General features: G+C 55.7%; 24 protein-coding genes. 11 read left to right on the top strand and 13 right to left on the bottom strand.

Features of this window, described 5'->3' with window-relative positions:
- Positions 1-20 precede the first annotated feature (20 nt).
- The 4 genes from ONV78_RS01355 (at position 21) to ONV78_RS01340 (ending at position 3699) form a co-directional block, all read left to right on the top strand.
- A complete protein-coding gene (locus tag ONV78_RS01355; RefSeq protein ID WP_216735351.1) occupies positions 21-812 on the top strand; it encodes a thiazole synthase in 792 nt (263 codons plus the stop codon).
- A gap of 51 nt (positions 813-863) precedes the next feature.
- A complete protein-coding gene (thiE, locus tag ONV78_RS01350; protein WP_279500452.1) occupies positions 864-2327 on the top strand; it encodes a thiamine phosphate synthase in 1464 nt (487 codons plus the stop codon).
- Between the two features lie 67 nt (positions 2328-2394).
- Positions 2395-2802 carry a DUF1330 domain-containing protein gene (locus tag ONV78_RS01345; protein ID WP_216735353.1) on the top strand — a complete coding sequence of 136 codons (408 nt, stop codon included), beginning with the start codon at positions 2395-2397 and terminating at the stop codon, positions 2800-2802.
- Between the two features lie 99 nt (positions 2803-2901).
- Positions 2902-3699, top strand: a complete 798-nt coding sequence (locus tag ONV78_RS01340; protein ID WP_279500448.1) for a transporter substrate-binding domain-containing protein — start codon at positions 2902-2904, stop codon at positions 3697-3699.
- Between the two features lie 40 nt (positions 3700-3739).
- On the opposite strand, the gene ONV78_RS01335 is transcribed toward ONV78_RS01340, so the two are convergent.
- The 4 genes from ONV78_RS01335 to ONV78_RS01320 form a co-directional block, all read right to left on the bottom strand.
- Positions 3740-5545 carry an ABC transporter ATP-binding protein gene (locus ONV78_RS01335; RefSeq protein ID WP_279500446.1) on the bottom strand — a complete coding sequence of 602 codons (1806 nt, stop codon included), beginning with the start codon at positions 5543-5545 and terminating at the stop codon, positions 3740-3742.
- Between the two features lie 197 nt (positions 5546-5742).
- Entirely contained in the window at positions 5743-6417 is a 675-nt protein-coding gene (locus ONV78_RS01330) for a hypothetical protein (RefSeq protein ID WP_216735356.1), read from the bottom strand.
- A 162-nt stretch (positions 6418-6579) separates the two neighbouring features.
- A complete protein-coding gene (locus tag ONV78_RS01325) occupies positions 6580-7836 on the bottom strand; it encodes an endonuclease/exonuclease/phosphatase family protein (protein WP_279500443.1) in 1257 nt (418 codons plus the stop codon).
- A 267-nt stretch (positions 7837-8103) separates the two neighbouring features.
- Positions 8104-8526: a DUF4399 domain-containing protein gene (locus tag ONV78_RS01320; protein WP_216735358.1), complete on the bottom strand. Its 423-nt coding sequence runs from the start codon at positions 8524-8526 to the stop codon at positions 8104-8106.
- Positions 8527-8801: 275 nt separating this feature from the next.
- On the opposite strand from ONV78_RS01320, the gene ONV78_RS01315 reads away from it, so the two are divergent.
- Entirely contained in the window at positions 8802-9458 is a 657-nt protein-coding gene (locus ONV78_RS01315; protein WP_279500440.1) for a DUF2959 domain-containing protein, read from the top strand.
- Between the two features lie 125 nt (positions 9459-9583).
- Here ONV78_RS01315 and ONV78_RS01310 read toward each other — a convergent pair whose 3' ends face one another.
- Positions 9584-9916, bottom strand: coding sequence for a hypothetical protein (locus tag ONV78_RS01310; RefSeq protein ID WP_279500438.1), 333 nt, complete (start codon positions 9914-9916; stop codon positions 9584-9586).
- Between the two features lie 323 nt (positions 9917-10239).
- Between ONV78_RS01310 and ONV78_RS01305 the strand changes: the two genes are divergently transcribed.
- Entirely contained in the window at positions 10240-10713 is a 474-nt protein-coding gene (locus ONV78_RS01305; protein ID WP_279500436.1) for a thioesterase family protein, read from the top strand.
- A gap of 19 nt (positions 10714-10732) precedes the next feature.
- Here the strand turns inward: ONV78_RS01305 and ONV78_RS01300 are convergent, their stop codons facing one another.
- The 4 genes from ONV78_RS01300 to ONV78_RS01285 form a co-directional block, all read right to left on the bottom strand.
- Positions 10733-11149, bottom strand: coding sequence for a CBS domain-containing protein (locus ONV78_RS01300; RefSeq protein WP_127967898.1), 417 nt, complete (start codon positions 11147-11149; stop codon positions 10733-10735).
- A 25-nt stretch (positions 11150-11174) separates the two neighbouring features.
- On the bottom strand, positions 11175-12617 hold the full coding sequence (locus ONV78_RS01295; protein WP_279500433.1) for a dihydrolipoyl dehydrogenase: 1443 nt from the start codon (positions 12615-12617) through the stop codon (positions 11175-11177).
- An 82-nt stretch (positions 12618-12699) separates the two neighbouring features.
- Positions 12700-13434, bottom strand: a complete 735-nt coding sequence (locus tag ONV78_RS01290) for a glutathione peroxidase (protein ID WP_279500432.1) — start codon at positions 13432-13434, stop codon at positions 12700-12702.
- Between the two features lie 333 nt (positions 13435-13767).
- Positions 13768-14040: an RNA-binding protein gene (locus tag ONV78_RS01285; RefSeq protein ID WP_011394151.1), complete on the bottom strand. Its 273-nt coding sequence runs from the start codon at positions 14038-14040 to the stop codon at positions 13768-13770.
- A 664-nt stretch (positions 14041-14704) separates the two neighbouring features.
- Here ONV78_RS01285 and ONV78_RS01280 point away from each other — a divergent pair.
- Together ONV78_RS01280 and recQ are read left to right on the top strand one after the other, a co-directional pair.
- Positions 14705-16849: a ricin-type beta-trefoil lectin domain protein gene (locus tag ONV78_RS01280; protein ID WP_279500429.1), complete on the top strand. Its 2145-nt coding sequence runs from the start codon at positions 14705-14707 to the stop codon at positions 16847-16849.
- Between the two features lie 166 nt (positions 16850-17015).
- Positions 17016-18827, top strand: coding sequence for a DNA helicase RecQ (gene recQ, locus ONV78_RS01275; protein WP_279500427.1), 1812 nt, complete (start codon positions 17016-17018; stop codon positions 18825-18827).
- A gap of 5 nt (positions 18828-18832) precedes the next feature.
- On the opposite strand, the gene ONV78_RS01270 is transcribed toward recQ, so the two are convergent.
- The 4 genes from ONV78_RS01270 to ONV78_RS01255 are packed head-to-tail and all read right to left on the bottom strand — an operon-like array spanning position 18833 to position 22738.
- Positions 18833-19567 carry an ABC transporter permease gene (locus ONV78_RS01270; RefSeq protein ID WP_279500425.1) on the bottom strand — a complete coding sequence of 245 codons (735 nt, stop codon included), beginning with the start codon at positions 19565-19567 and terminating at the stop codon, positions 18833-18835.
- On the bottom strand, positions 19567-20634 hold the full coding sequence (locus tag ONV78_RS01265) for an ABC transporter ATP-binding protein (RefSeq protein ID WP_279500423.1): 1068 nt from the start codon (positions 20632-20634) through the stop codon (positions 19567-19569). Before ONV78_RS01265 ends, ONV78_RS01270 begins: the two co-directional genes overlap by 1 nt.
- Entirely contained in the window at positions 20631-21764 is a 1134-nt protein-coding gene (locus ONV78_RS01260; protein WP_279500421.1) for an ABC transporter permease, read from the bottom strand. The genes ONV78_RS01265 and ONV78_RS01260 overlap by 4 nt, the downstream gene beginning before the upstream one ends.
- Positions 21765-21814: 50 nt before the next feature.
- Positions 21815-22738, bottom strand: a complete 924-nt coding sequence (locus tag ONV78_RS01255; RefSeq protein ID WP_279500420.1) for an ABC transporter substrate-binding protein — start codon at positions 22736-22738, stop codon at positions 21815-21817.
- 486 nt (positions 22739-23224) lie between these two features.
- Here ONV78_RS01255 and ONV78_RS01250 point away from each other — a divergent pair, with 486 nt between their 5' ends.
- The 3 genes from ONV78_RS01250 to ONV78_RS01240 all read left to right on the top strand — a co-directional run bounded on the left by ONV78_RS01250 (position 23225) and on the right by ONV78_RS01240 (position 24936).
- Positions 23225-23461 (top strand): hypothetical protein, encoded by a 237-nt coding sequence (locus tag ONV78_RS01250; protein WP_216735369.1) that lies wholly within the window; start codon positions 23225-23227, stop codon positions 23459-23461.
- Between the two features lie 321 nt (positions 23462-23782).
- On the top strand, positions 23783-24127 hold the full coding sequence (locus tag ONV78_RS01245; protein WP_279500417.1) for a hypothetical protein: 345 nt from the start codon (positions 23783-23785) through the stop codon (positions 24125-24127).
- 71 nt (positions 24128-24198) lie between these two features.
- Positions 24199-24936, top strand: coding sequence for a tetratricopeptide repeat protein (locus ONV78_RS01240; RefSeq protein WP_279500415.1), 738 nt, complete (start codon positions 24199-24201; stop codon positions 24934-24936).
- Positions 24937-24938: the final 2 nt, after the last annotated feature.

The raw sequence follows: 24938 nt of genomic DNA, 5'->3' as shown, positions 1-24938 counted from the left end.
ATCGCCACCGGAGGTAAATCGTGGATAAGCTGTCTCTGTATGGAGAAACTTTTGCGAGTCGTCTGCTGATCGGTTCGGCGTTGTACCCGTCGCCGGCCATCATGCTGGAGGCGGTGCGCGCCAGCGGCGCCGAGATCATTACATTGTCCCTGCGGCGACAGAATCCGGCGCACCAGGATGGCAAAGTCATTTGGGACTACATCCGCTCCAGCGGCTGTAAACTGCTGCCCAATACCGCAGGCTGTAAGTCGGCGAAAGAGGCGGTGACACTGGCGGAAATGTCCCGGGAAATCTTTCAGACGGACTGGCTGAAACTGGAGGTTATTGGCGACGATTACAGCCTGCAGCCGGACCCTTATGGACTGGTGGACGCCGCGAAAGAGTTGAGCAAACGGGGCTTCAAAGTGCTGCCCTACTGCACGGAAGATCTGGTGTTGTGTCGCCGCTTGCTGGACGCAGGCTGTGAGGCGCTGATGCCCTGGGGCGCGCCGATAGGCACCGGCCAGGGTTTGCTGAATAAATACAATCTGCGCATGTTGCGGGAACGTTTACCGGATACCCCGATGATTATCGACGCGGGTCTGGGCGCGCCTTCCCACGCGGCGGAAGCGATGGAGATGGGCTTTGACGCCGTGCTGCTGAACACGGCGGTCGCCAAGGCCCATGACCCAGTCGCTATGGGCGGCGCATTCAAAATGGCGGTGGAAGCCGGTCGCGCTGGCTACAACGCAGGCCTGATGCTGGCGCGGCAGACCGCCAGCCCCAGCACGCCCACCATAGGCATGCCTTTTTGGCGGCGGCAGTCGCAATGAGCCTTCCCTTACGCCACGTTTGCTCGATCACTTTGAGAGATAACCGCCGCTATGACTGACCCGAAGCCGAAAGTATGGATCATCGCCGCCTCAGATAGCGCGGGCGCCTCCGGAGTGCAGGCGGATCTCGCCACCTTGCACGGGCTGGATGTCCATGGCGGCGCTGCAATCACTGCCGTTACCGCACAAAATTCGCAGGAGGTTGTCAGCATCAACCCCGTTTCCGCATCAGCATTACGGGACCAGTTGCAGGCCCTGCGTGCGGACGGCGATGCGGCGGCGATTAAGATGGGTCTGCTGGCCGATGCGGAACAGGTAGAGGTACTAAGGGAGTTTTTGCGCGACTTCTCCGGCTTGGTGGTGCTTGACCCGGTGTTAGGCAGCACGACAGGCTCCCATTTCGGCCTTGCGGTGGCGGCCTTGAAAACGCTGCTTCCTCATGTCGATGTGGTGACGCCGAATATTCCCGAGGCGGAGCAGTTAGTGGATATGCGCATCAGCGGCCCGCCGGATATGCTGTCCGCCGCCGGTCGGCTGCGTGAACTTGGCGCCAAAGGCGTCTGGCTCAAAGGCGGTCATTCAGCGCAAGACGGACCCTGTCTGGATTTAGTGTGGCTGTCCGAGCAACCCTGCTGGTTTGCGCAACCGCGCCTGTCTGTACGTCATAGCCGCGGCACGGGCTGCACGCTCGCCAGCGCATTGGCGGCTTTTGTCGCTCGGGGAGAAGCGCTGACGGATGCGGCGGCGTTGGCCAGCGCTTATGTGAGACAGGGGTTGCGTCAGGGTTACGCCATTGGCCCTGGACCCGGCCCCATTGCGCGCCTGGGCTGGCCGACACAGATGACGGATTTTCCCAGAATTGTCGATCGCCTGGACTGGCTGGACTATTCCGCTTTTCCCGATTGCGGCGAATCGCCTTTGGGATTGTATCCGGTGGTGGACTCGGTGGAGTGGCTGCGTAAGTTATTGCCGCTAGGGATTGATACTTGTCAGTTGCGCATTAAAAGCGATGACCTGAGGTTGCTGGATGCGGCCATCAAGGACGCGGCGGAACTAGGTCGGCATTATAGCTGTCGCCTGTTTATCAACGACCACTGGCGTCTTGCGATCAAGCATGGCGCTTATGGCGTGCACTTGGGCCAGGAGGATATTGCTGACGCTGATCTGGACGCTATCCGCGATGCCGGTTTGCGCCTGGGCGTGAGCACCCATGGCGACTTTGAGTGGGCCCGTGCCGCGTCGATAAAGCCCAGCTACATCGCCATAGGAGCGATCTTTCCGACGCAAACCAAGGAAGTGCGCATTGTCGGTCTGGAGAAGCTGTCCCGCTGGGTTAGGTTACTCAACCATCAGTATCCACTCACCGCCATCGGCGGTATAAATCTTGGTAATATCGAAGCGGTCCTGAGCACCGGCGTCAGCTCTGTAGCGGTAGTGTCCGCGATTACCCAGGCGCAGGATTTTCGTGAAGCCGTGGCGAACCTGAACCGCAAACTTTTGAAAGGAGCGGAATAACGCGGCATTATGCTGACCCAGTGCGACACAGGTCGATGGAAGCCTATGATTTAATGGAGAAAAAACGATGGCCTCGATTAATCCTGACTGGGAAGAACTTGCCGAATTGATAGCCCGGATGCCAGCGGATCAGCCCGTTGTAATGCTGAACCTGCTGAAGTTTCATGAGGTCGCCGCCTATGCGGACGCCTCCGTCCATTGCAGTGGTAGAGAAGCCTACGCCACCTACTCACAAACCGCGCTGCAGAAAGTGCGCGAAGTCGGCGGCGAGTTGCTCTGGATGGGACGGGCCCAGGCGTCTGTGATCGCGCCTGCGGGTGAGACATGGGATGAGGTTCTGTTGGTGCGTTATCCCTCCATCCAGGCATTTCGCCGCATGTTGTCCATGCCTGACTATCAAGCCTGCGTTATTCACCGCACCGCCGCGTTGGCTGATTCCCGTCTGATCGCCACCACAGAGCATGATCCACAATGAAATTGCGGAGGTCGTCAGGATATAAATTGAACAATTTGTGTTCAGGGTCAATACTAAAAACGCCTGAAATGGAAAATCACAGTATTCGGGATCAACGCAATGACCCTTTCTAGCGGCGAATACAGTCGGAGAACTGGCGTTCTGGGCATACTGCTATGCTTGGCGCTCACCAGTGCGGCGCTTGCTGATTGTGATCGTCCATTATCCGTTGGCTGGGAATCCTGGCGTCCCTACATGTACAAGAACGAGGAAGGGAGCCTGAGCGGTCTGGACATTGAGCTGATTCAGGCGGTGGCGGATCGAATGGGGTGTCAGCTGGAGTTTTCCGAAATCCCCTTCAAGCGGCATCTGCTGCAATTACGTCAGGGTAAAATTGATCTCGCCACCTCGGTGCAGAAGACGGCGGCGCGTGAAGAATATGCATGGTTCTCACAGACCTATCGCACCTCCGCCTCCAATCTGATTATCCGCCGCGAAGACGCCGACCGTTACCATTTCAAATCCTTCAAGGAAATGACTCAGAGCCGTTTCAGGCTGGGCGTGACGCGGGGTTATTTCTACGGCGATGACGTCAACAAGTACATTGAGAAAGACGATGGACCGCTACATGTCGAAGACGTGGTGTCTGACGAACTGAACTTGATGAAGCTGCTGGCCAGGCGGGTGGACGGCATCTTCGCCGACCCCATCGTGATCTACAGTCTGGCCAGAGATATCGGCAGGAAAGACGAGATTGCGGTGCACCCTCTGGGCCTGGTTTCCGACACGTTTTACATCATGGGGAGTAAGGCTTCGGTATCGCCGAAAACTATGGAAAACCTGAATCAGGCATTGCAGAGCTTGCAACAGAGCGGCGAATTCGACGCTATCGTTAATCGCTATCTGGAGGGAAGCTAAGGCGTCTCAGCATGGACGCCTTAACTTTCTTACGACTTCCTCAGGAGAACACCGTCTCCACTTCCGCTTCGCCGCCGGTCTGCACCTGCCATTGCGACCAGTACATACCCTTACGCTCCAGCAACTGGCGATGGCCGCCTTGCTCCACCACCTTGCCGTGATCGACCACTACGATATTATCCGCGTGGACAATCGTTGAAAGACGGTGAGCGATCATCACTACCGTGCGGCCATGGGCGATGTGTTTCAGCGAGCGCTGAATCGCCGCTTCGGTCTCGTTATCAACGGCGCTGGTGGCCTCATCAAGCACCAGAATTGGTGGATCTTTCAACAGCGCGCGCGCCAAAGACAAGCGCTGGCGTTGGCCGCCGGATAGTTTGACGCCGCGTTCGCCGACAGCCGTATCCAGACCTTCAGGCAGACGCGCGATGAACTCCCAGGCTTCCGCCGTTTTGGCTGCGGAGATGATCTCCTCTTCGCTGGCGGTGGGACGGCCATAGGCGATGTTGTCGCGAATGCTGCCTTCGAACAGGAACACATCCTGACTGACCAGACCAATGGCGCCGCGAAGCTCCTTGAGAGGCAGCTGTTCGATAGGCACGCCGTCCACCAGAATCGAGCCCTGCTTAGGTCTGTAAAAGCGCAGCAGCAACTTGATCAGCGTCGACTTGCCAGACCCGGTGGCGCCGACCAACGCCAGGGTGGCGCCGGCTTTGACCTGCAAGTTGACGTTTTCCACGCCGCCCGCGCCAGCGGAGTATTCGAAGCTGACATTCTGGAAGTCCACTTCGCCGCGCACAGGCTGCGGCAAGGAGCGCGAACCTTCATCGCGTACGTCGATGGGGGTTTCTATCACGCCCAGGATGCGTCGGGTGCTGGCCATGGCGCGTTCAAACAGATCCACGGTTTGCGCCAGATTGGTCAACGGCCACAGCAGACGCTGGGTCAGGAACACCAGAACGCCATAAGCGCCGGCGTTGAGTTCGCCGGACAAGGCCTGCATACCGCCTACGGTGAAGGTGGCGAGAAAGCCCGCCAGAATCGCCATCCGAATAACCGGAATGAAAGCGGAGCTGACTGCGATCGCCTTGCGGTTGGCCTGAACATAGGCGTCGCTGGCTTCGCGCAGGCGTTCGGATTCCTGCGCTTCCGCGGTAAAACTCTTGATCGTGGCGATGCCGCCAATGTTATTAGCCAAACGGGACGCCAGCCCGCCCACTTTCTCACGCACGTCTGCGTACAGAGGATTGGCCCGCTTCAGGAAGAAGAACGCGCCCCAGATAATGATAGGAATCGGGGTAAAGGCCAGCATGGCGATAAAGGGAGATATCGCCAGGAAGACGCCGCCGACGGCTACTACCGTGACGAAAACCTGAATCAGGTTATTGGCGCCGCCATCAAGGAAGCGCTCCAACTGGTTGACGTCGTCATTGATGATGGAGACGAGCTGCCCGGAGCTGCGCGACTCGAAGAACGCCATATCCAGACGCTGGACATGGTCATAGGCGTCCTGTCTGAGATCCGCCTGCAATACCTGACCCAGGTTGCGCCACATGATCAAGTGGAGGTATTCGAAAATGGACTCGCCGGCCCAAATGAAAAACGTCAAAACCCCTAACGCAAGGATTTGCTGCTGTGGGGTGTTGAATCCCATCGCGGCGACGAAACTCTGCTCTTTGTTCACCACGACGTCGATGGCGATGCCGATGAGGATTTCTGGAGCGATGTCGAAGAGCTTGTTGATGATTGAACACGAACCGGCGGCGATGATGCGTCGCCGGTAGCCACGAGCGTAGCGCAGCAGGCTCAGCAGCGCCTGAAAGCTGGACTGGGATTGCGAGGCCATAGGATTCCTTGTGTACAGACTGGAAGGGACGCGCCGCGCGCGGCGCGACAGACTCATCAGCCTATCCTGTGCCGGCGTAAATGCAAGTGGTAATTATTCTAATGAAGACAAGAAGATGGCGCTTAACGCCGGAGGGCATATTCAGGACGAAAAAAAACCGGAGACCATGCTCCGGTTTTCGTACGCCGCGGTAGGGATCAGGCTTTGTTGGTTGCGCTTTTGCGGTTCAGTAAGAAGGCGCAGAAAGCGATCGCCAGCAGCGCTGGTACGCCGGGTTCGCTGACCGGTACGGACTCGGTTTCCAGCTTCAGTTTGATGTTGCCGCCGTTATAGCCCTTGTTGGAGTAGCCGAACAGGAAGTCAATGCCGTCATTGGCGGTGATCAGGCTGCCGCCCAGGGCGAACAGGTCGTTGGCTGCGTTCAATGCAGTCAGCGCAGCGCCGTTCAGTACGATGTCGATGTAGCTGTAGTTGCTGCTCCAGGATACGCGGGTAGCGCCGAACAATTCGCCTGAACCCAGGTCATTGTATGCGTTAACGCCGCCAAAGCCAGACAGCAAGGTGCTGATATCGGTGTTCACGTCAAACAGGGCGAACCACTCGGAATAATCGTTGGATTCGTAACCGTTGCATGGATTGAAAATGCTCAAGGTGGCGGACACGATGGAGCCTTCCACTTCACTCATGTCGAAGGCGAAGAAGTTGTTGTGCTTCTTGTCCGTGTAATAGTTGGTGTTGCTTGGCGAATGGTAACCGTTGGACTTATACCAGCCGGAGTCATAAGCGTTTAAAACAACAGGCGTCGCCTGAGCGGCGCTGCTCAGGAAAGCGGTCAGCAGAAGCGAACAGATTGCGGCGTACAACTTTGACATGCGTTACCTTTACAAAAGCAGTTAGAAAGTCACGTTATAAAACTGGCGGCAATTGTACGCGTTAGTTATTTAAATGTAGGTTAAACAATGTCAAACGCAGTTACTGAGTGTAACTGCGTTTTTAAGAAGAAAATCAGAGAGAAATCAGGAGAGGGCGCCTGCTCAGCGCAGACGGATATCCACCCAGACCAGGCGGTGATCGGAGCTGACGGCGCCGCCTTCGCCAACCAGGCGATACAGCTCATCGTCAGCGCTGGGCCAGAACATGCCGGAGTTGACGATCGTCAGGTCGGTGGAGGGCAATACATAGTCCGTGCGCAGGTTGCCCGGATTGGCGTCGGTAAAGTCTCCGGTGTCCTGCGCGCGGTTGCCGATCTGCAGGGCGTTGGCCTCTCCCTGCCTGAACGCGGCGTCCGCCGAGCCCGCGCTTAGAGGCGTATGTTTAACATTCACCCGTGGGTGCTCCAGCAATTGCGCCATGGGATTCTGGGTGGCGTCGCCGTCAAACGGGTCTGCGTTTTGGTCGCCCATGATCACAAAGCTTTCCCTATCGCTCAGCCCGCCACGGCGACCTTCGTCATCCACAATGTAACGGCTGACGCGACGGCCGGAAATGTAGTCCGCCCAAAAACGGATTTCATCATGATTGCGGGTTCCGTTGCGGTCTTCCGGACCATCGAAAACAGGAGGCGTGGGGTGGCTGACCAGCGCGTGAATACGACGTCCACGAATATTGATCGGCGCGTCCCAATGACTCTTGGAAGACAAGCGCACCACTTCCAGCTCCTCGGGACTGAACCAGTCCGCAGGCGCGTCTGTGTCGGGATTGTCCGGCAGCAAGGCGTTGGGCATGTCCCGCCAGAGAAAATGCTGAAACGTGCGTGCCCGTTGCTCCTGAATGGGGTATTTGGATAACAGCAACATGCCGTACTGGCCTTCGAAGACGCCAAAGCCGAAAGCGTCGTTGGCCAGCTCGAATCCAGACTCGCCGACGACGCCGTCGTTATTGAGGTCAAAACCGGACGCCACGCCGGTGTTGGATGGCGCAGAGTAAACGTAAGGGTAGATTGCCGGCGCAGCGCCATTCTGGCTGATCGACAGGTAATTCTGCTGGAATAGACGAGCGGCTTCTCCCGCGGCGTCGTAGTCAAATTCATTGATCAGCAGCACGTCCGGCTGGGTGCGCTGAATAATCTCCGCCACCGCCTGTATCTGGGCGTTGTCGCCGCTGTTCAGATCTGCGATGAGTTCTCCCGGCGCGGAACGGTTCAACGAAGCATTGAACGTGGCGAATCTCACCGTTTCCGTGGCGTGACGGTCACGCCAATGAGATTCAGCGGAAGCCAGGAAGGGATGAGCCGCCAGTGCGCCGCCCAATAAAAAGCAGGCTGCTGTCCCAAGCAGTTTGGACGCATTCATGATAATCCTCTTTATGCAGCAATATTTGACATGTACGAAATGCGAACGGCGCGTCGCACTCTGGTCTTGCCAGATGAGAGCGGGGTTGGAATCGAGCCGTTGCGGGAAGACAACCAATGTCAAAGAGCCGCCGGGCCTGCTTACAGCTCGAATGGCAGGCCGGCGTTCGTTTCTAAGGGGCGTCGTCTCCAGTTATAGAGACGCATTATTAAGAAAAGATGATAGCCGCAGGGCTACCGCTTCGTTTTCTAAATAACGGTTACGCCCTTACTTTACGGTGATGGTGACTTTGTCAGACACTACAGGATGCGCGTGGGGCTGGTGCAAATGATCGCCCAGGATCAATTGCAGGGTGTGCTGTCCAGGCGGCAGTTCCAGTGTGGTTTCAGTCTGGCCGCCGCCAAAGTGTTTGACGTCCGCGCCCAGGGGCATGTTCATGTCCGGCATCTTTTCGCCGTCGATGAGCAGGTGATGATGTCCGGTATTTTCGCGTTCAACGCCAGCCGGCGCCACGCCCATGCCTTCCAGACCGAAGCGCACCACGAATTTGCTGGACACAGTTTCGCCGTCGGTTGGCGAGATGATATAGGCTTTGGCGTTTTCAGGGTTGGCGGTTTTGGGAAGGCCTGCGGCCATTGCAACGCTGCTGAGGCCAAGCAAGGATACGGAAAGTAAATGACGAATTTTCACGGATTATCTCCATTATGTATGGTTGAGGTTGTTGCAGAAACTGTCGCCGGCCTGGTTATGGTTATAAATGCGTGGCCGATCTTCTTTGTGTCGCGCGTTAACGCGCGGGCTTTACTCCGAAGCGACATAATATCGTTTTCCCCGTCAGGGTGGGTATAAATAGTTTAGGCGCGCAGAGCGCGGGCTTCCGCGGTCGGCGGCTGATTTGCAGCTCTAGTAGTCAGCGCCTACAATCCCCGGGCGCACTGTTATGAAATCAGGATAAGGAACTTGCCATGTCTTCTCTGTTACTCCGTCTACCACTGCTGATCTGTCTATTGCTGGGACTGTCCGCGTGTCAGAGCGCCTATTACAGCGCCATGGAAAAAGTGGGCGTGCATAAGCGCGACATTATGGTGGATCGCGTCGGCGCGGCCCGTGACGCTCAGGAGGAGGCCAAAGGGGAGTTCAAGTCGGCGCTGGATCGTTTCCAAAGCATGTTCGGCAAAAAAGATTCCACGTTGCAGAAGCAATATGATCAGCTCAGCGCGGCGTTTGAAGACAGCGAAGACGCGGCGGAAGAGGTGAGCAAACGCATCGATGCCGTGGAGGACGTATCCGAAGCCTTGTTCGAGGAATGGGAAGAGGAGCTGGAGCTTTACACCAGTCCCAAGCTGAAACAGGACAGCGCCGCCAAACTGGCCGCCACCAAGAAGAAATATCAGCGCCTCATCACCGCCATGCGGGCGGCGGAAAACCGCATGCAGCCGGTGCTTAACGCACTGCGTGATCAGGTGTTGTATCTCAAGCACAATCTTAACGCGTCTGCGATCGATGGCTTGAAAGGGGAGCTGCGCTCAGTCGAGAGCAATGTGTCCAGACTGGTTGCAGATATGGAGAAATCCATCGCCGAAGCGGAGTCTTTTATCGCGACCTTGGGCGACAAGGGCTGATATCAGGATCAGGCGGTTGGGAGCGACGAGGAGTGGGAACGGATGGGATTTCGCTCTGCCGGGCCAGCTGCAAGCATGCGCTGAAGGGACAATTCCTATTGTCACCCGGCGGACGGAGATAAGGCTCACGCGGTGGCGCGCCCCGGCAGGACTTTCAAATGAGCTTCCTGACTGGCCTCTATGCGGCCGCGAATGGATTCACCGTGAAAATTCGCAGGCAGGTGCGCGGCGGGGTGATTGTCGCGGCCTTCCAGCTCCACCCGGCTGACAGGGGTACCCGTCATTTTCAACAAAGTGTGCGCCATATCCTTGGTCGTGCTGACATCGGAGAGTTTGGCGAATTCGACGACGTTCTGCAGAACATCGGGATCAGTGAGACGCAGGGTTCCCAGGTTCTCTTCTTTGAAACGGCGACGCAGGGTCTTCAGAATATTAAACATTTCGTTGGTGTATAACATTGCCCGCTCCTTGTATCGGGCGGCTCAGCGCCCGCAGTTGAGTTCTTTACTGTCCCGGACTCCCTTAGCCGCCGGGAGCGTTCCTGCAAATAAACTCGGGTTGATGTCATCCCAGGATTGCAAAAGATCCTGAGTCACTATGCAGTGTAGACAGCGGCAAGTCCCTATTTCCGTTGTGTTTTTGCTTCAAAAATCTGAAAAACGTAATCTTGTTGGATGAGTTCACATAAATCCGGTTTGCGTTAATCTAAAAGGGCTGCTACCGGTTCCCCATAGCCGGCGGCGACAGCCTGTAAACCAACAAGAAACGGAAAAAACGTGAAATGACCTATGTCGATGCAATCAGTTGGGACATGCTTAACCCCTTCATCATGCCCATCAAAGTCCTTGAGCCGCACACAGACCGGCTGGGACACACCAACAACACGACTTACCTCAATTGGATGGAGGAAGTCAGCTGGCGCCATATCGACCCGCTCGGGATGAGTTGGGCCGCCCATGAGAAATTGGGTAAAGCCATGGCGATCACCCGTACGGAAGTGGATTACCTTGCCGCTTCTCATGCCGACGATGAGTTGTATATCGGCACCTGGATTACGGCGTGCGACGGACGCATACAGTCCAGCCGTCACTTTCAGATATTTCGCCCTGCGGACGGCAAAACCATTGTCCGCGCCAACAGTTATTACGCCTGTATCGATATGAAGAGCGGCAAGCCGACGCGAATGCCGAAAGAATTCGTCGATGCGCACCGCAAAGCCATGGAAGCCCATGGCCTTGCGCCAGCGTCGGGTTGAGCGATGACGCAGGGATGCGTCAGGAGTGTTGACTGCACTGTAACTGCTTTTGCTTGAGCGCCATCAGTACGTGAGTGCGGCTGATGACCCCGACCAGCTTGCCATCGTCCACCACCGGATAGACTTTGGGACGATGGTCGTCCATGTAGTTGGCCAGGTCGACGATGCTCGCCTCGGGGTCCACCGTCACGGTGGCCTTGTGCATGACCTCGCCCACTGTGGCGGGGGCGTCGCAATGGTAGCTGCTTAGCAGTAGTTTCTTGATGCAGTCCTTCTCGGATATAAAGCCGATCACATGCTTGTGTTCATTCACCACCGGCGCGCCGGATATCCCTTTTTTCAGAAGGATGTCCACCGCCTCGATAATGGAGGCGTCGGCGGCGACGAACGCGGGCTGCGTGTCCATAAAGTCGCTGATTTTGATATCTGCGTTCATAGCTTTCCTCCTGTTAGTGATTTGCTTAGGCGCCGGGTCCGCAATCAAGACAACGCTCGATGACGTCAGGCCCCAAGTGGAGTTTGCTGTTCAGATCGCGTAGCGCCGTGCGCACGCCTTCTTCTATCACCGGGTGGTAAAAGGGCATCTCCAGAATCTGACTGACCGTCAGGCGCTGCTGTACGCACCAGCTCAGCAGGTGAGCGATATGCTCCGCCGCGGGACCAAACATTTCCGCCCCCAGAAACAGGCCCGTGCCTTGTTCGCCGTACACTTTCAGCAGGCCGAGGTTTTTACCCATCACCCGACTGCGTCCTTGATCTTCGAAAGACACTACACCTTCAGCATAGCAACTGCGGCAGCGTTCTTTCACCTGATTGATATTCAGCCCCAAAGACGCGATCTGTGGATCGCTGAACACCACGCCAATGGGCGTCCGTCGTTTGCCAGCGCGAATATCAGGATAGCGGCCGGCGTTGTCTCCGGCGATGCGGCCTTCATCAGCGGCCTCATGCAATAGAGGCAGATCATTGTTGGCGTCGCCGGCGATGAAGATGGCGCTGTCGCCGCATTGCATGGTGTAACGATCAAACACCGGCATGCCTCTGGCGTCCATTTGCAACTCCGCCTTTTCAATGTCCAGATTGTCGACGTTGGGACGGCGTCCGGTCGCGGCGAGCACATATTCGAACATTTCCGTGATCTCTCCCTGTTCCTTATCCAGGAAGGTGATCGCCACGCCCTGGTCGGTGCGCTTCACGCTGCTGACTTTGGCGTCGGGGTCCAGAGGAAACTCACGGTTAAAGACTTTCTCCGCGTAGTCGCGAATCTCCGGGTCCTGAATCGGTCCAATGGCGCCGCCGACGCCAAACATGCGTACTCGCACGCCGAGGCGACTCAAGGCCTGACCCAATTCGAGACCAATGACGCCGGGGCCAAACACCGCAACGCTGGAGGGCAGATCGCGCCATTCAAACAGGTCGTCATTGATAATCAGGCGGTCGCCTGCGTTTTTCAAAAAGGGCGGCACATTGGGGCGTGACCCAGTGGCGATGACGATGCGCTGCGCTTCAACGATAAGGTCGTCATCCACCTGTAATCGATGTGGTGAAATAAATTTAGCTTTACCGCGTACCTTATGTTCGGCGGGAAATCCTTCCACGGAATCGACGACGAATCCGGCGAAACGGTCTCGCTCATTGCGCACTCGCTCCATGACCTTGCGGCCGTCGATATGAGGGTTGTTGGAAGCAACGCCGAACAGATCAGAATGACGATGGTGATGGGCGGCTTCCGCTGCGGCGATTAACAGCTTGCTGGGCATGCATCCGACGCGGGCGCAAGTGGTGCCGTAGGGTCCGCTTTCAATCAATAGCACATTTTGCGTGTGCTCGCGCGCGGCGCGGTATGCGCCCAAGCCTGCAGTGCCGGCTCCAATAATTGCTACGTCCACTTTGCGTGTTTGCACTGGGTTATCTCCCCTGCTTGCTGTATTCCTGGTCAGTCGGTCCGGTCTGGTTATACGCCGGACCGACGTTGGCTTGCGTGCGTTACACGCCGAAGTGGGCTTCCAGATCATCAGCGCCGCCGATGCGCTGTCCGTCAATGTAAATCTGCGGCGTGGTGCCTTGGCCCGTCACAGCCTGCAGTGTGCTGTAGCTAAGACCGTTTGCGCCCAGAACGATGTTCTCAAAGCTGATGCCGCGATCGTTCAACAGCTGGTGGGCGCGGGCGCAGTGTGGACACCCTGGCTTGCTGAATACGGTGACCCGGCTGGGCAGCACGGCTTCTTTATTAATGTAGTTGAGCATGGTGTCTCCGTCGCTCACCTTGAAAGGGTCGCCCGGTAGTTCAGGTTCGATGAACATTTTCTCAATCACGCCATCCCGCACCAGCATGCTGTAACGCCAGGAGCGTTTGCCGAAGCCCAGTTCGCTTTTTTCCACTAGCATGCCCATGCCTTCGGAAAACTCACCGTTGCCGTCCGCGAGGAAGTAAATATTTTCTGCTTTCTGGTCCGCCTTCCAGGAGTTCATGACGAAAGTATCGTTAACGGACAGACAGATAATCGCGTCGATGCCGTTTTGTTTGAACACGGGCGCCAGCTCGTTGTAGCGCGGCAAATGCGTGCTTGAGCAAGTGGGGGTGAAGGCGCCCGGCAGTGCGAATACGATAACGTTTTTGCCTTTGAACAGATCGTCGGTGGTCACCTGAACCCATTTTTCTCCTTCACGCAGATTGAAAGTAACGCTGGGTACGGTTTGTCCTTCTCTACTCTGTAACATTTATTGATCCTCTATATTTCGTTTTTCATTCACTTGAGCTGGTAGCTAAGTGCTTAATCTTTAAGACGAGGAGCAGTGTCGCAGAGATGGGCGATTGAATAAATTTATAAAAAAATATCAATTCAATTACTAATTGCTATCGAAAGGGGCGTATTGATAGATAGGCGCTAACGGGCTTTAAGAGAGAGCAGAGTTGAGAGCGTTAAGCTAAGCGTCGGGGAGATTAGAAAGAGAGAAAAGTGGGGAGGGGAATTCAAAAGCCTAAAAACAAAACGGGCGCCGAAGCGCCCGCCTTGTCAGTCTGCCGAAACTGCGCAGACCGCAGTAAACTGCTTAGTAACGTGGTCTGCGAGCTGGACGCTCTTCACGTGGCTTAGCTTGGTTTACTTTGATATTGCGGCCTTTCAACGCTGTGTCGTTCAGACCCTTGATAGCGGCGTCCGCTTCAGAGTTGTTCGACATCTCGACAAACGCGAAACCTTTGGACTGGCCGGTATTACGGTCAATGATCAGGTTAGCGCTGGTAACTTCTCCAAAAGAGGAAAAAGCTTCTCTCAATTCTTCTTCAGTGACGCCGTAGGCCAGATTTCCAACGTAAATATTCATATCGATCTCGTGTGATTTATGCGTTTTCCACAAATAAAGTGACACCGCAAGCAAACGCACAAATTCGCGGAGTCGCCATTAGCTGATTAAGCCAACAGAAAGCAGTCTAGCAGTAATCTTTAAGGTTGTATGCATTTTATTCAGGTTTTTATTAAAAAAGTTTGATGTGTCTATTAATTATATGATTTTAAACAAAAAAACTAAAAATTAGAGCCCGATTTTCAGCCCTAAAAACAGCCTTTTAAACAAAAAAAGGGCCGCTTGGAGCGACCCGGAAAATAACTCCAACTGGAGTTTTAGCATTCGTTGCTTCCGCAAAGCGCAAGCGGCGGATTAATTAGCGTCGCTTGTAGGAAATTCAAGGGCGGCCATTGTCGCAACATATAAATAGCATCTTTTTTATCCAGATCAATTTTTCAGCGATTCAGTCTGAAAATGGTCCGTTATGGATAACTCGTCACGACAGGCCAACCGGGGAGCATTAAGACGGAGTTATGTTAAGGAATGATGACGCGGGGGACAGCGTTGGCACCCGGAAACAGGCCGTATTTGTTAGCCCGAGGCTTAAGAGACTAGGCCCTATTGTCGTTTCGCGAGGTTGTTTCTTCACCTAAAATTAAGGTTTTTTCATACTTGCCAAATACTTAATTCCGGGATGACCGCGATGACCACGCTCAGAAGGACGCTTACGCTAACTCTGCTTACAACCCTGCTCGCCGCCTGTAGCGACGGACCTAAGGTGTCGCAGGACGCCAAGGTGATCGAAGACGCTGGCGCGTTGCGACCAGAAACGGTGGGCTCCTCTGAGATGGTGTTTGAGTCGGAGAAGGCTGTTGCGGACGTGAAGCCCGGTTCGGTGATTGTGTCCGGCGCTTCGGACAATGCGCCTTATGGTTTTCTAAAGCGGGTCAAGAGTAAGTCTGAAGTAGATGGCTCCACGGTCTTGTCGGTGGAAGACGCGCAGCTGACTGATGTCGTGGAAGAGGCTGACGTTTCACTGAGCGGCGCCTTGAATCCCAGCGCGTCCCCAAGGCCGCGATTGGCCGCCAAGGGACTGGATTTATCCGCGCGGGGCATCACCGTATATGCTCCTGGAGAATCGGCGGACCTGCCTGACGCCTGTGCGGACAAAGATTTCCGCGTCGCTTTCGAGGCCACTGAGGCGGCGCCTTATGTCACCGTCACCGGGTGTGTGGGTTTCAGCAGCAACTTCATTTTTGATCTGGAAATTGAGCACTTCCAAGCGACGCGTGCGGAGTTCGTCGTGGACAGCAAAATCGGCAGCGCTTTGGCGTTGAAATCTGATGTCGAGCTGGCCAGCATCAATCAGAAGACTGAATTGGCGCGTTTTGATGTGGACCCGATCAATTTCCAGATTGGGCCAATACCGGTGGTGATCGTGCCGGAAATCGTGCTGGTCATGGGTGTGGACGGCAAAGTCGACGTCAATGTGGACATCAGCGCCAGCCACGAGTTAAGCGCTCAGGTGGGCTTATTGTACGCGGATAATCGCTGGTCCACCGTCAACGAAAGCCAACAGAAATTCGATATGCCTTTGCCTCAGGGCGATGGCTCCGCCAATGCGCGCGTGTACGCCGGTCCAGAAATGGAGTTCATGTTCTACGGTGTCGCTGGTCCTGGCGCCAATATTTACGTCTTTTCCCGCATGAATGCCGATGTGGACGCCGTCAATCCCGCCAAATCCAACTATGAGTTGTGGGCGGGCGCTCAGGCCGGGGCTTCCTTCCGGGTGGAAGTGTTCGATAAGACGTTGTTCAAGATTCACGAATCCAACCTGATCGGCTATGAAGGCTTGATCGCTTCCTCGGAGTATGACGGTCTGGCGCCGCCGGGCGCAGGCCGAGTGATTGGCGTCATTGGCGACGCCATGCAAGGCAAGCTGGTCAGCGGAGACGACATCCTGCGCGATAACCTGTCTGGAGAACTGGTGGACTTGCTGAAAGGTCTCGCCGCTAACGAAGATGATTCCGATGGCGGTTACACGGTGGCGGAAGCCAACGCACGCCCCCGCTGGCGCGAATTGAAAATCGCCGGCCGTTGTTTGCAACCTGATTATGTCGGTCATCTCGCGATGATTCGTCCGGTTGCCTGCAATGGGGGCGATAAGCAGAAATGGTGGTGGGACACTAATGGCGCAGTGCATCCCAAAGCCAACGCCAAGTTATGTATGGATGGTCTTGGCGTCACGCCAGGCGTCAATCTGGCGCTTTGGGGATGTCATGGCGGCGACAACCAGGAGTGGATTTTTGAAGATGGCCGTATGCGCAACAAGCGCAGTGACTCCCTGTTTGTCACCTATGAGAAAGATATCTTCAATTGGCTTGATTACGCCCAGCTGAAAAGCCTGAAAGAAAACACGGAGAAACAGTTCGCTCAGTGGGGGCAGGAAGAACGCGTCAACGGCGTCGCCGCTTCCCATTTCCGTCCGTTAAAAAGTGCGCGTAGCGGACTGTGTCTGGGTGTGCAAGCAGGGAGTGCATCCCCTGAGTTGCAGGCATGTGGAAACGCATCACAACAGCTCTGGTTCTACGATAGTGTGGCTCGAACGTTGTACAACGCGGCGGGAGACTGTCTAAGCCACCATAGCGAGAACTACAACGGCGCGACCTTATTCGTGGAGACTTGTTCTACGTCCGCGAATCAGACATTTGATTTCGCTGACGGCGCTCTCAAAACGACGTCGGACGCGGCGATTGTCGTCGACGCATATGGCTCGGAGGATGGTGCTATGGTTGGTCAGTGGATGTTTCACGGCGGCGCCAATCAGCTTTGGCTGTGGGGCGAGTGAGTCTTTGTCGACTCATCTTTCCGAACTTTTGTCTTTTATCGTTCCGTCTTTATGACCACGCTCAATGGATGAGTTTCGGAGACAATCCGTCGCGTAGACCCTGACGGTCATCCGCCAGGGTTATCTCTACTGTGAGCCCTGACTGCAACCTGTATAATGCGCGGCTATGAAACGCATATCATCTTCTCTTCAATCGCCACTGCAGGCTTTGCAGACCTTATTCGGGTACGACGCATTTCGCGGCCCGCAGGAAGTCGTCATCGGGGAACTGATGGCTGGCCGGGACGCCCTGGTTTTGATGCCTACCGGCGGCGGTAAATCACTTTGCTATCAAATTCCCGCTATCTTGCGTAATGGCGTAGGAGTGGTGATTTCTCCTTTGATCGCATTGATGCAGGACCAGGTGGACGCTCTGAGACAGGTCGGCGTTAACGCGGGTTTTCTGAATTCCAGCCTCAGTCTGGCGGAGTTGCGGGATATGGAGCGCGCGCTGCTGGATCAGGAGCTGGACATGCTCTATATCGCGCCAGAGCGTTTGACTCAGGAGCGTACGCTGGAGCTGCTGCAACGCACGCCTATCTCCCTGTTCGCCATTGATGAAGCCCACTGTGTGTCGCAATGGGGCCACGATTTTCGCGCGGATTATTTACAACTGAATCTACTGCAGGAACGATTCCCTCACGTGCCCAGGGTGGCGCTGACAGCCACCGCCGACGAGCGCACCAGAAAGGAAATCGCCGAACGCCTGGGGCTGACGGAGGCGCAGCATTTCATCAGCGGTTTCGATCGCCCCAATATCCAATATCGCATTACCCAGAAACAAAACGCGCGGCAGCAGTTATTGCGCTTTTTACGCGCTGAGCACGCCACCGACGCAGGCATTGTTTACTGTTTATCCCGTAATAAAGTTGAGCAAGTGGCGGAATGGCTGTGCAAGGAAGGCTTCAATGCGTTGCCGTATCACGCTGGATTGCTGGCGGATGTGCGACAGGAGCATCAGCAGCGTTTTTTAAGGGAAGACGGCGTTATCGTCGTGGCCACCATCGCTTTCGGGATGGGGATTGATAAGCCGGATGTGCGTTTTGTCGCTCACCTGGATCTTCCCAAAAGCATTGAATCCTATTATCAGGAAACCGGCCGCGCGGGCCGTGACGGACTGCCTTCCACCGCCTGGATGGCCTACGGGCTGCAGGATGTGATTAAACTGCGGCAGATGATGGAAGGCTCTCCGGGCGCGGAGCAATTCAAACGGGCGGAGAGACAGAAACTCGACGCCATGCTGGGACTGTGTGAAATCGTCAGTTGTCGCCGTCGCGCGCTGTTGCGCTATTTCGGTGAGACCGCGCCTGAGCAATGCGGTAATTGCGACGCCTGTTTGAACCCGGCGGAAACCTGGGATGCGACGGTAGCGGCGCAGAAGGCTTTGTCCTGTATTTATCGCACGGGGCAGCGCTTTGGCGTCAATCATCTTATTGATGTCGTGCGAGGCGAACTGACCGACAAGGTGAAGCAGTTTGGTCATGAGAGCCTGCCCACTTTTGGCGTCGGCGAGGATATGGATGCGGCGCAATGGCGTTCGGTATTGCGCCAGCTAACCGCGCGGGGACTGTTGAATGTGGATCTGGATGGCTTCGGGGCTTTGAAGTTGACGGAATCCTGCCGACCCATTTTGCGCGGCGAACAGGAAGTGCGGTTGCGGCGCGACGTAAAAGAAGTGGTGTCGAAAGCGCCGCGACGCAGTGGCGAATCCCTGCGTGAAGAAGATCAGCCATTATGGGATGCGTTGCGTATCCGCCGTAAGGAGTTGGCGGAGGAACAGGGCGTGGCGCCTTACATGATTTTCCATGACGCTACACTGATGGAAATCTTGCGTCATCGTCCTCAGAACGAGATGGAGTTTTTGGCTCTCAACGGCGTCGGCAAGAGCAAGCTGGAGCGCTACGGCGAGGACTTCATGGAAATTGTCCGCAACGCCTGAGCCTGTCAGGCGGATGCGTTTTCTATGCGTTCGAAAATAGCGTCCGCCGCCACAGCAAGCAAAGCCACCAGGATGGCTCCTTGTAATACATAGGCGGTATTGCCGTTGATCAAACCCGCCACGATAGGATCGCCGAGGGTTTTGGCTCCGATGGTGGAGCCGATGGCGGCGGTGGCGATGTTAATGGTCACAGAAGTGCGTACGCCCGCCATGATCACTTTGAAGGCGAGAGGCAGCTCCACCTTCCATAACACCTGCGACGGCGACATTCCCATACCGCGCGCCGCCTCCAGCACTGCGCCGGAGACGCCTTCCAAACCAGCAATTGTGTTACGCACCACGGGCAGCAAACCGTAAAGCGTTAGTGCGACTACGGTGGGCGCGCCGCCAAAGCCAGTCATGGGAACCGCCAGCGCGAGCACGGCGACGGGAGGAAACGTTTGACCAATGGAAGCGACGTTATTCACCAGAGGAAGGAAATCCCGTCCGGATTCCCGGGTCACCAATATGCCGGAAACCACGCCAACCGCCGTGGCGATAAACCCGGACAGCAGCACCAGACCCGCGTGGCTCAGTAACAGGCGCCAAAAGCTGTCGCGGTCATACACCACTTGTGATGCATCAGGCTGCAGCCAGCGAAAGAGCGTTTCCATATGGGGAAACAAGCTGGCGCATAGAATTAACAGCAGCGCGGGCGTCAATGCCCTCCAGGGCGCGCGGCGAATAGAGGCTCGCCGCATCAGGCGCAGCCTCCTACCAAATCCGCCATGCGCACTTCCGCCAGCAAGGTTCCATCAGAAGATAAAACTGGCAATGCAGCGACTTTGCGCCAGAGCATTTTGGAGATCGCCAACTTGACGCTGTCTTCCACCTGCAGGCCCATGTCTGGTGTGACCTCGATTTCCCGCCAACGATAGCTGGCGTCGCCGTCCACAGCTGCCTGCAGTAACCGCACCGGCGCATTCGCGCCATCAACCGCCCACAGTCTTCCTGCGCCCTGGCATGGCGGCGCGGCGCCCTGTACTCGCGGTGGATCGGGGCGCATGATGTCGCGCACCTGCTTGCAAGACGCCGCTTTCAGGCCGCGGTCCTGGCTGCCGATAATATTCTCGACAAAGTGATTCGCGGGGCGGTGCAGAATGTTTTCCGGCGTGTCGTATTGGATGATCTGACCGGCGTCCATCACCACCATGCGAGTGGCGAGCTTCAATGCTTCTTCTATATCATGAGTGACGAATACGATGGTTTTCTTGATCTGCGACTGAATCCGCAGCATCTCTTCCTGCAGGCTTTCCCGGGTGATGGGGTCGAGAGCCCCAAAGGGTTCGTCCATGAGCAAAATATCCGGGTCCGCCGCCAGCGCACGCGCCACACCAACGCGTTGGGCCTGTCCACCAGATAATTCATGGGGCATTTTGTCCGCAAAAATGGCGGGATCGAGCGCGAACAGCTCCAGTAACTCATTGACCCGATTGTGTATGCGTTGCGCATCCCATTTGAGCAGACGAGGAACCACCGCGATATTTTTCGCCACGCTCCAGTGAGGAAACAAACCGATGTTTTGAATGGCGTAGCCAATCCGCCGACGCAGCGCGTTGATCTCAAAGCTGGCGATTTCCTGATTATTGATCAGAATGCGCCCTTCACTGTGCTCCACCAGTCGGTTGATCATTTTTAACGTGGTGGATTTGCCGCAGCCGGAGGTGCCTACCAGCACACAAAAGTCGCCGCTGGCGATGTCCAAAGAGAGGTTGCGTACGGCGTATTGCTCGCCGTATTTCATGGAAACGTTGTCCAGTCGGATCATGGGGCGCCTCGGATTGTGGCGGTCAAGAATGCGAACAGGGCGTCTGCGGCGAGGGCGAACAGGATTGTGGGAATGGCGCCCAAAAGCACCAGATCCATCGCCGCCTGACCCAGGCCCTGAAAGATGAAGGTTCCCATACCTCCGGCGCCGATTAGCGCGGCGACGGCGGTTAGGCCGATGGTTTGCACGGTCATGATGCGCAGTCCTTCCAGAATCACGGGAGCCGCCAATGGCAGGCGCACCTGCAGGAATACCTGGCTTTCACTCATTCCCATGCCGCGAGCGGCCTCCAGAACCGGTTCAGGAGTACCGGTGAGAGCGACGTAAGCGTTACGTGTCATGGGCAGTAAACTGTAGCCAATCAGGGCGATCAACGCGGGGGTGAAGCCGATCCCCTGAACGCCGATAGCGCGCAGCCACTCATACTCGTTGGCGAGGTAACTCAGAGGTGCGATCAGTAGGCCAAAAAGCGCCAGGCTGGGAATCGTCTGCACCACGCTAAGCACCCCAAACAGCCCCCGTCGGGCCTTTTCCGAGCGCGTCGCCCAGATAGCGAGCGCCATGCCCATCACCGCGCTGGGCAGCATTGACCAGAAAACGAGGTTGAAATGCGCGCCCATCTCCGTCACAAACTGGCGTTGCCTGACATGAAACTCTTGCGCCAGGGATAACTTCTCCAGTACGCCAAAGGAGTAGGCGATTGCGATGCCCGCGACGACGGCGATGACGCCGGCGAGTTTCAGCCAGACTCCGGCCTGTAGCTTGTGGCAGGCTTCAATCATGATCAGCGCCATGAAGAAGCCCGCCAGCCAAAAGCCGCTACCCAGCGCCGCACGGCCATGTTGCAGCCCTTCACTTGCTCGCTCTAGCCCAAATACGCCCGCCATCACAGGCAAGAAGGCGACCAGGGTGGTCGCCGTCAGCAATATGGCAAGATAGGCATGGCGGTTCGGGCGCCAGGATAACAAAGCGATAGCGAGCGCGCCGGCGAAAACCGGCAGGCTCCACCGAAGGGAAAGAGCGTCCAGCAAGGCAACGCCCTCCCCAGGCAGTATGCGGTTCGGTTGAAAGGACGCAAAATTCAGAAACAGCAGCGCCGCGATGGCCAGGACGGACATGGAAAGCGTCACGCGATTTGCGCCTTGCAGCGCGCTGCGGTCTCCCGCCGGCAATATATGGGTTAGAGCAGTCCGGCGGATTTTAAGAACTCCCGGGCCACTTCTTTGGGGTCGAGACCATTAACGGCGACATCTGCGTTGAGACGTTGCAGCGTGGTCAAGTCGAGCTTTTCGAATATAGCGTCGATCATCGGACCTATGTCTGGATTCGCTTTCAGTATCTCGCCGCGCACTACCGCTGCCGGCTCATAGACCGGCTGCACGTTGCGCGGGTCCTGCAGCACCACCATATCCAGTGCGCTCAGGCCGCCGTCGGTGCCATACGCCATCGCCGCATTGACGCCATTAGTGCGTAGGGCGGCGGCGCGAATGGTCGCAGCGGTGTTGCCGCCGGACAATACCAGCAGCTGATCGGCGGTCAGCTCAAACCCATAGGCTTTCTGAAAGGCGGGCAGGGCGAAATCCGACTCCACAAACTCGGCGCTGGCGGCGAGCTTTATTTCTCCGCCATCTTTCAGAAAACGGGAAAGGTCATCCAGGGTCGCCAGTTTTTGCTCTCGCGCCAAATCGCCGCGTACGCTGATCGCCCAGGTGTTGTTTGCGTTAGCGGGATGCAGCCAGACTAGATTATTGGCGGCGAGATCTTTTTCTTTTGCTGTGGCGTAGGCTTTGGCCGGGTCTTTCCAGACAGGGCTGTCCGCCATGTCGAAGAAAAACGCCGCATTGCCCGTGTATTCAGGGTAAACGTCTATCTGGCCGTTGATCAGCGCGGTGCGGACGATTTTGGTGGCGCCAAGTTGGATGCGATCTTCTACTTCATAGCCGGCTTTTTCCAGCCGAAGCAAAATCATGTTGCCGAGCACGGAGCCTTCCGTGTCGATTTTAGAAGCGACGACAATCTTGTCTTTGGCCGCGACGTGAGTGGCGATGGACAGGCCCAGTACGAGGGCGGCGGCAAGTCGTCCAAGTCTGCTCTTGCGGTTCACGATATGTCTCCTGTCGGTCAGGTCGGTAATTCAATCAGGGAAGCGGCATGAGGATCTTATTCGTTTGATGCGCCCGCTTTTTCCTGCCGGGAGGCAGCAGTGTCCCCCATGGCGCGCCTTGATTCAACCTTGGCCCGGCAATGCGGAGTGGGATTGGTAGTTTGTGAGATCCAGTATGCGAAAACCGAGACTACACATATAAGTGGTTGACATGGCGGAACTAAATGGAGTCTGATAGCCGCTCAGTACACGCAAGAAATGCAAGGGAGGAGCCACATGATGACTCAATCAACTCATCAAAAAAGAGCCAAGGATCTGCGATCTACTCAAGGTTGCTCTGTCTCCTTAGCTTTCCGTGTGCTGACGAACCACTAAATACTATCTATCAGCCGCGGAACTCATCGCGGCTGGTTGGATATGCGCCTGAAGTACCCATAGATACCCTTCCTTCCCGATGTGTTCCCGGCGATAACCGAGGAATACACGATGAAAAAGTTTTTCGTTCGCATTAACACTGCAGCACGTCGTATTTTTGTTGGAACTCCACGTATCGAAGGCTTGTATGGTATGAGCGACCACTTGCTGAGAGATATCGGAATGGAGCGAATCAGCGGAAAAGGCCTGCAGCCAATGGTGAACCCAGAGTCCACTATCGAACGTAAGCGTCCTGCCCGTGAAAGGGCGGAAACGCCTCTTCCGATACCTGAATTGACGAAGATATAGACCACCGCGCCGCAGCCGATCTGGTTGCGGCGCTAATCTATATGTCCTCGCCTTCACTTTAATACTTATAGTACTTAGATCCCGTCTTTCGCTTTTCCTCTTCGTTTGCAACGTCTCTCTAAGCATGCCCATGCTTTTTCACTTTTAATGAACGACGTCACAGACCGCTCACCGTAATTTTGAAGTAATTACGAACTCTTTTATTAAATATCGGTTAGAATGCGCGGAATTTTTTTCGCCCCTCATATTCAGGGAGAGCGCCGGTCAATCGCATTGCTTGCTAACGGCGTTTATAGGATTTAGATATCAAAGCGTTGGCTTATGCAAAAACTCACCTCATTTTTGTTCGTCTTTTTGGCCGCTGCCGGCATTCTCATACAGGCGTTCGTCTCCTGGTATTGGATGAATACGGAAGCGCCGCAGCAATTTTTGGACTTTTTCACATCCCTTTACGGTTACGCGCCAGCTTGGTCGGAATGGGCGTTCGGCTTTAAGCAGAACTCCTGGTGGCCCCCATTGGTCTGCGTAGCGCTGTTGATCCTGGCTATCACTAACCGGCGGGCGCAAAGTCTGCTGGGTATGGCGGCTGGAGTTTCCCTGTTGTTTGCAGGCGGTCTGGTGTACGCCATGTATCCCCTGCATTTGATGATGCAAGCGCCGGTCTAAGCTCTCGTTTATTCGGGGCCGCAAAACTGAGCACTTCTATTTACCTGATGTTATAGAGTAAGAAGTTAGAAATGCCTATTTTCGCAATTTCCATTATTTTTCAAGTTGCTCTGGTCATGCACATAGTGAAGACGGGGCGTAGTACAACCTGGATCTGGATTGTGGTCATGTTGCCCTTCGCAGGTTCTGTCGCTTATTTTCTGGTGGAAATGCTGCCGGAGCTGGCGGGAAGCCGGACCGGCAGAAACGCGCAGCGCAAAATGCAGTCTATCGTTAATCCCGACAAGGCGGTCAAACAGGCGGCCTTCAACTACTCCGTTACGGACAGCGTGGAGACCTCCATGCGGTTGGCGGAAGAATGGTTGGAGAAAGGGATGTTCGGGGAAGCCAAGGCGATGTATGAAAAGTCCCTGAAGGGAATTCACCAGACTGACCCTCACATCATGTACGGTCTCGCGAAAGCGGAATTTGGCCTGAACAACTATGGCGCAGTCCGTTCTGTGATGGACGATCTGATCCGCCACAATCCTGATTTCAAAAACGCGGAAGCGCATCTTCTATACGCCCGTGCGTTAATGGAACTCAACGAAACTGCTGCAGCGAAGCACGAGTTTGAAGCGCTGGAAGCCTACTTTCCTGGCCCCGAAGCCAGTTATTGGTTTGGGATGTTCCTGAAAGCCCAGGGCAGGGAAAGAGAATCGCAGGAGCAGTTCAAGAAAATTCTGGAAAAAGCGAAGGTCTCCGGCAGACATTACCACTCATACCACAAAAAGTGGCTCAAGCTGGCCAAGCAGGAATTTACGGGTTGATC

Origin of the sequence: Hahella sp. CR1, from assembly GCF_029813005.1 — a bacterium.
In the GTDB taxonomy this organism is placed as follows: Bacteria; Pseudomonadota; Gammaproteobacteria; order Pseudomonadales; family Oleiphilaceae; genus Hahella.
This window is presented reverse-complemented; position numbering and strand designations above follow the sequence as displayed.

What these genes read in the sequence shown, in the direction of transcription:
- thiE (WP_279500452.1), top strand. Translation starts at nt 864, where the DNA reads ATGACTGACCCGAAGCCGAAAGTATGGATCATCGCCGCCTCAGATAGC.
- ONV78_RS01345 (WP_216735353.1), top strand. Translation starts at nt 2,395, where the DNA reads ATGGCCTCGATTAATCCTGACTGGGAAGAACTTGCCGAATTGATAGCC.
- ONV78_RS01340 (WP_279500448.1), top strand. Translation starts at nt 2,902, where the DNA reads ATGACCCTTTCTAGCGGCGAATACAGTCGGAGAACTGGCGTTCTGGGC.
- ONV78_RS01335 (WP_279500446.1), bottom strand. Translation starts at nt 5,545, where the DNA reads ATGGCCTCGCAATCCCAGTCCAGCTTTCAGGCGCTGCTGAGCCTGCTG.
- ONV78_RS01330 (WP_216735356.1), bottom strand. Translation starts at nt 6,417, where the DNA reads ATGTCAAAGTTGTACGCCGCAATCTGTTCGCTTCTGCTGACCGCTTTC.
- ONV78_RS01325 (WP_279500443.1), bottom strand. Translation starts at nt 7,836, where the DNA reads ATGAATGCGTCCAAACTGCTTGGGACAGCAGCCTGCTTTTTATTGGGC.
- ONV78_RS01315 (WP_279500440.1), top strand. Translation starts at nt 8,802, where the DNA reads ATGTCTTCTCTGTTACTCCGTCTACCACTGCTGATCTGTCTATTGCTG.
- ONV78_RS01310 (WP_279500438.1), bottom strand. Translation starts at nt 9,916, where the DNA reads ATGTTATACACCAACGAAATGTTTAATATTCTGAAGACCCTGCGTCGC.
- ONV78_RS01305 (WP_279500436.1), top strand. Translation starts at nt 10,240, where the DNA reads ATGACCTATGTCGATGCAATCAGTTGGGACATGCTTAACCCCTTCATC.
- ONV78_RS01300 (WP_127967898.1), bottom strand. Translation starts at nt 11,149, where the DNA reads ATGAACGCAGATATCAAAATCAGCGACTTTATGGACACGCAGCCCGCG.
- ONV78_RS01290 (WP_279500432.1), bottom strand. Translation starts at nt 13,434, where the DNA reads ATGTTACAGAGTAGAGAAGGACAAACCGTACCCAGCGTTACTTTCAAT.
- ONV78_RS01285 (WP_011394151.1), bottom strand. Translation starts at nt 14,040, where the DNA reads ATGAATATTTACGTTGGAAATCTGGCCTACGGCGTCACTGAAGAAGAA.
- ONV78_RS01280 (WP_279500429.1), top strand. Translation starts at nt 14,705, where the DNA reads ATGACCACGCTCAGAAGGACGCTTACGCTAACTCTGCTTACAACCCTG.
- recQ (WP_279500427.1), top strand. Translation starts at nt 17,016, where the DNA reads ATGAAACGCATATCATCTTCTCTTCAATCGCCACTGCAGGCTTTGCAG.
- ONV78_RS01270 (WP_279500425.1), bottom strand. Translation starts at nt 19,567, where the DNA reads ATGCGGCGAGCCTCTATTCGCCGCGCGCCCTGGAGGGCATTGACGCCC.
- ONV78_RS01265 (WP_279500423.1), bottom strand. Translation starts at nt 20,634, where the DNA reads ATGATCCGACTGGACAACGTTTCCATGAAATACGGCGAGCAATACGCC.
- ONV78_RS01250 (WP_216735369.1), top strand. Translation starts at nt 23,225, where the DNA reads ATGAAAAAGTTTTTCGTTCGCATTAACACTGCAGCACGTCGTATTTTT.
- ONV78_RS01245 (WP_279500417.1), top strand. Translation starts at nt 23,783, where the DNA reads ATGCAAAAACTCACCTCATTTTTGTTCGTCTTTTTGGCCGCTGCCGGC.
- ONV78_RS01240 (WP_279500415.1), top strand. Translation starts at nt 24,199, where the DNA reads ATGCCTATTTTCGCAATTTCCATTATTTTTCAAGTTGCTCTGGTCATG.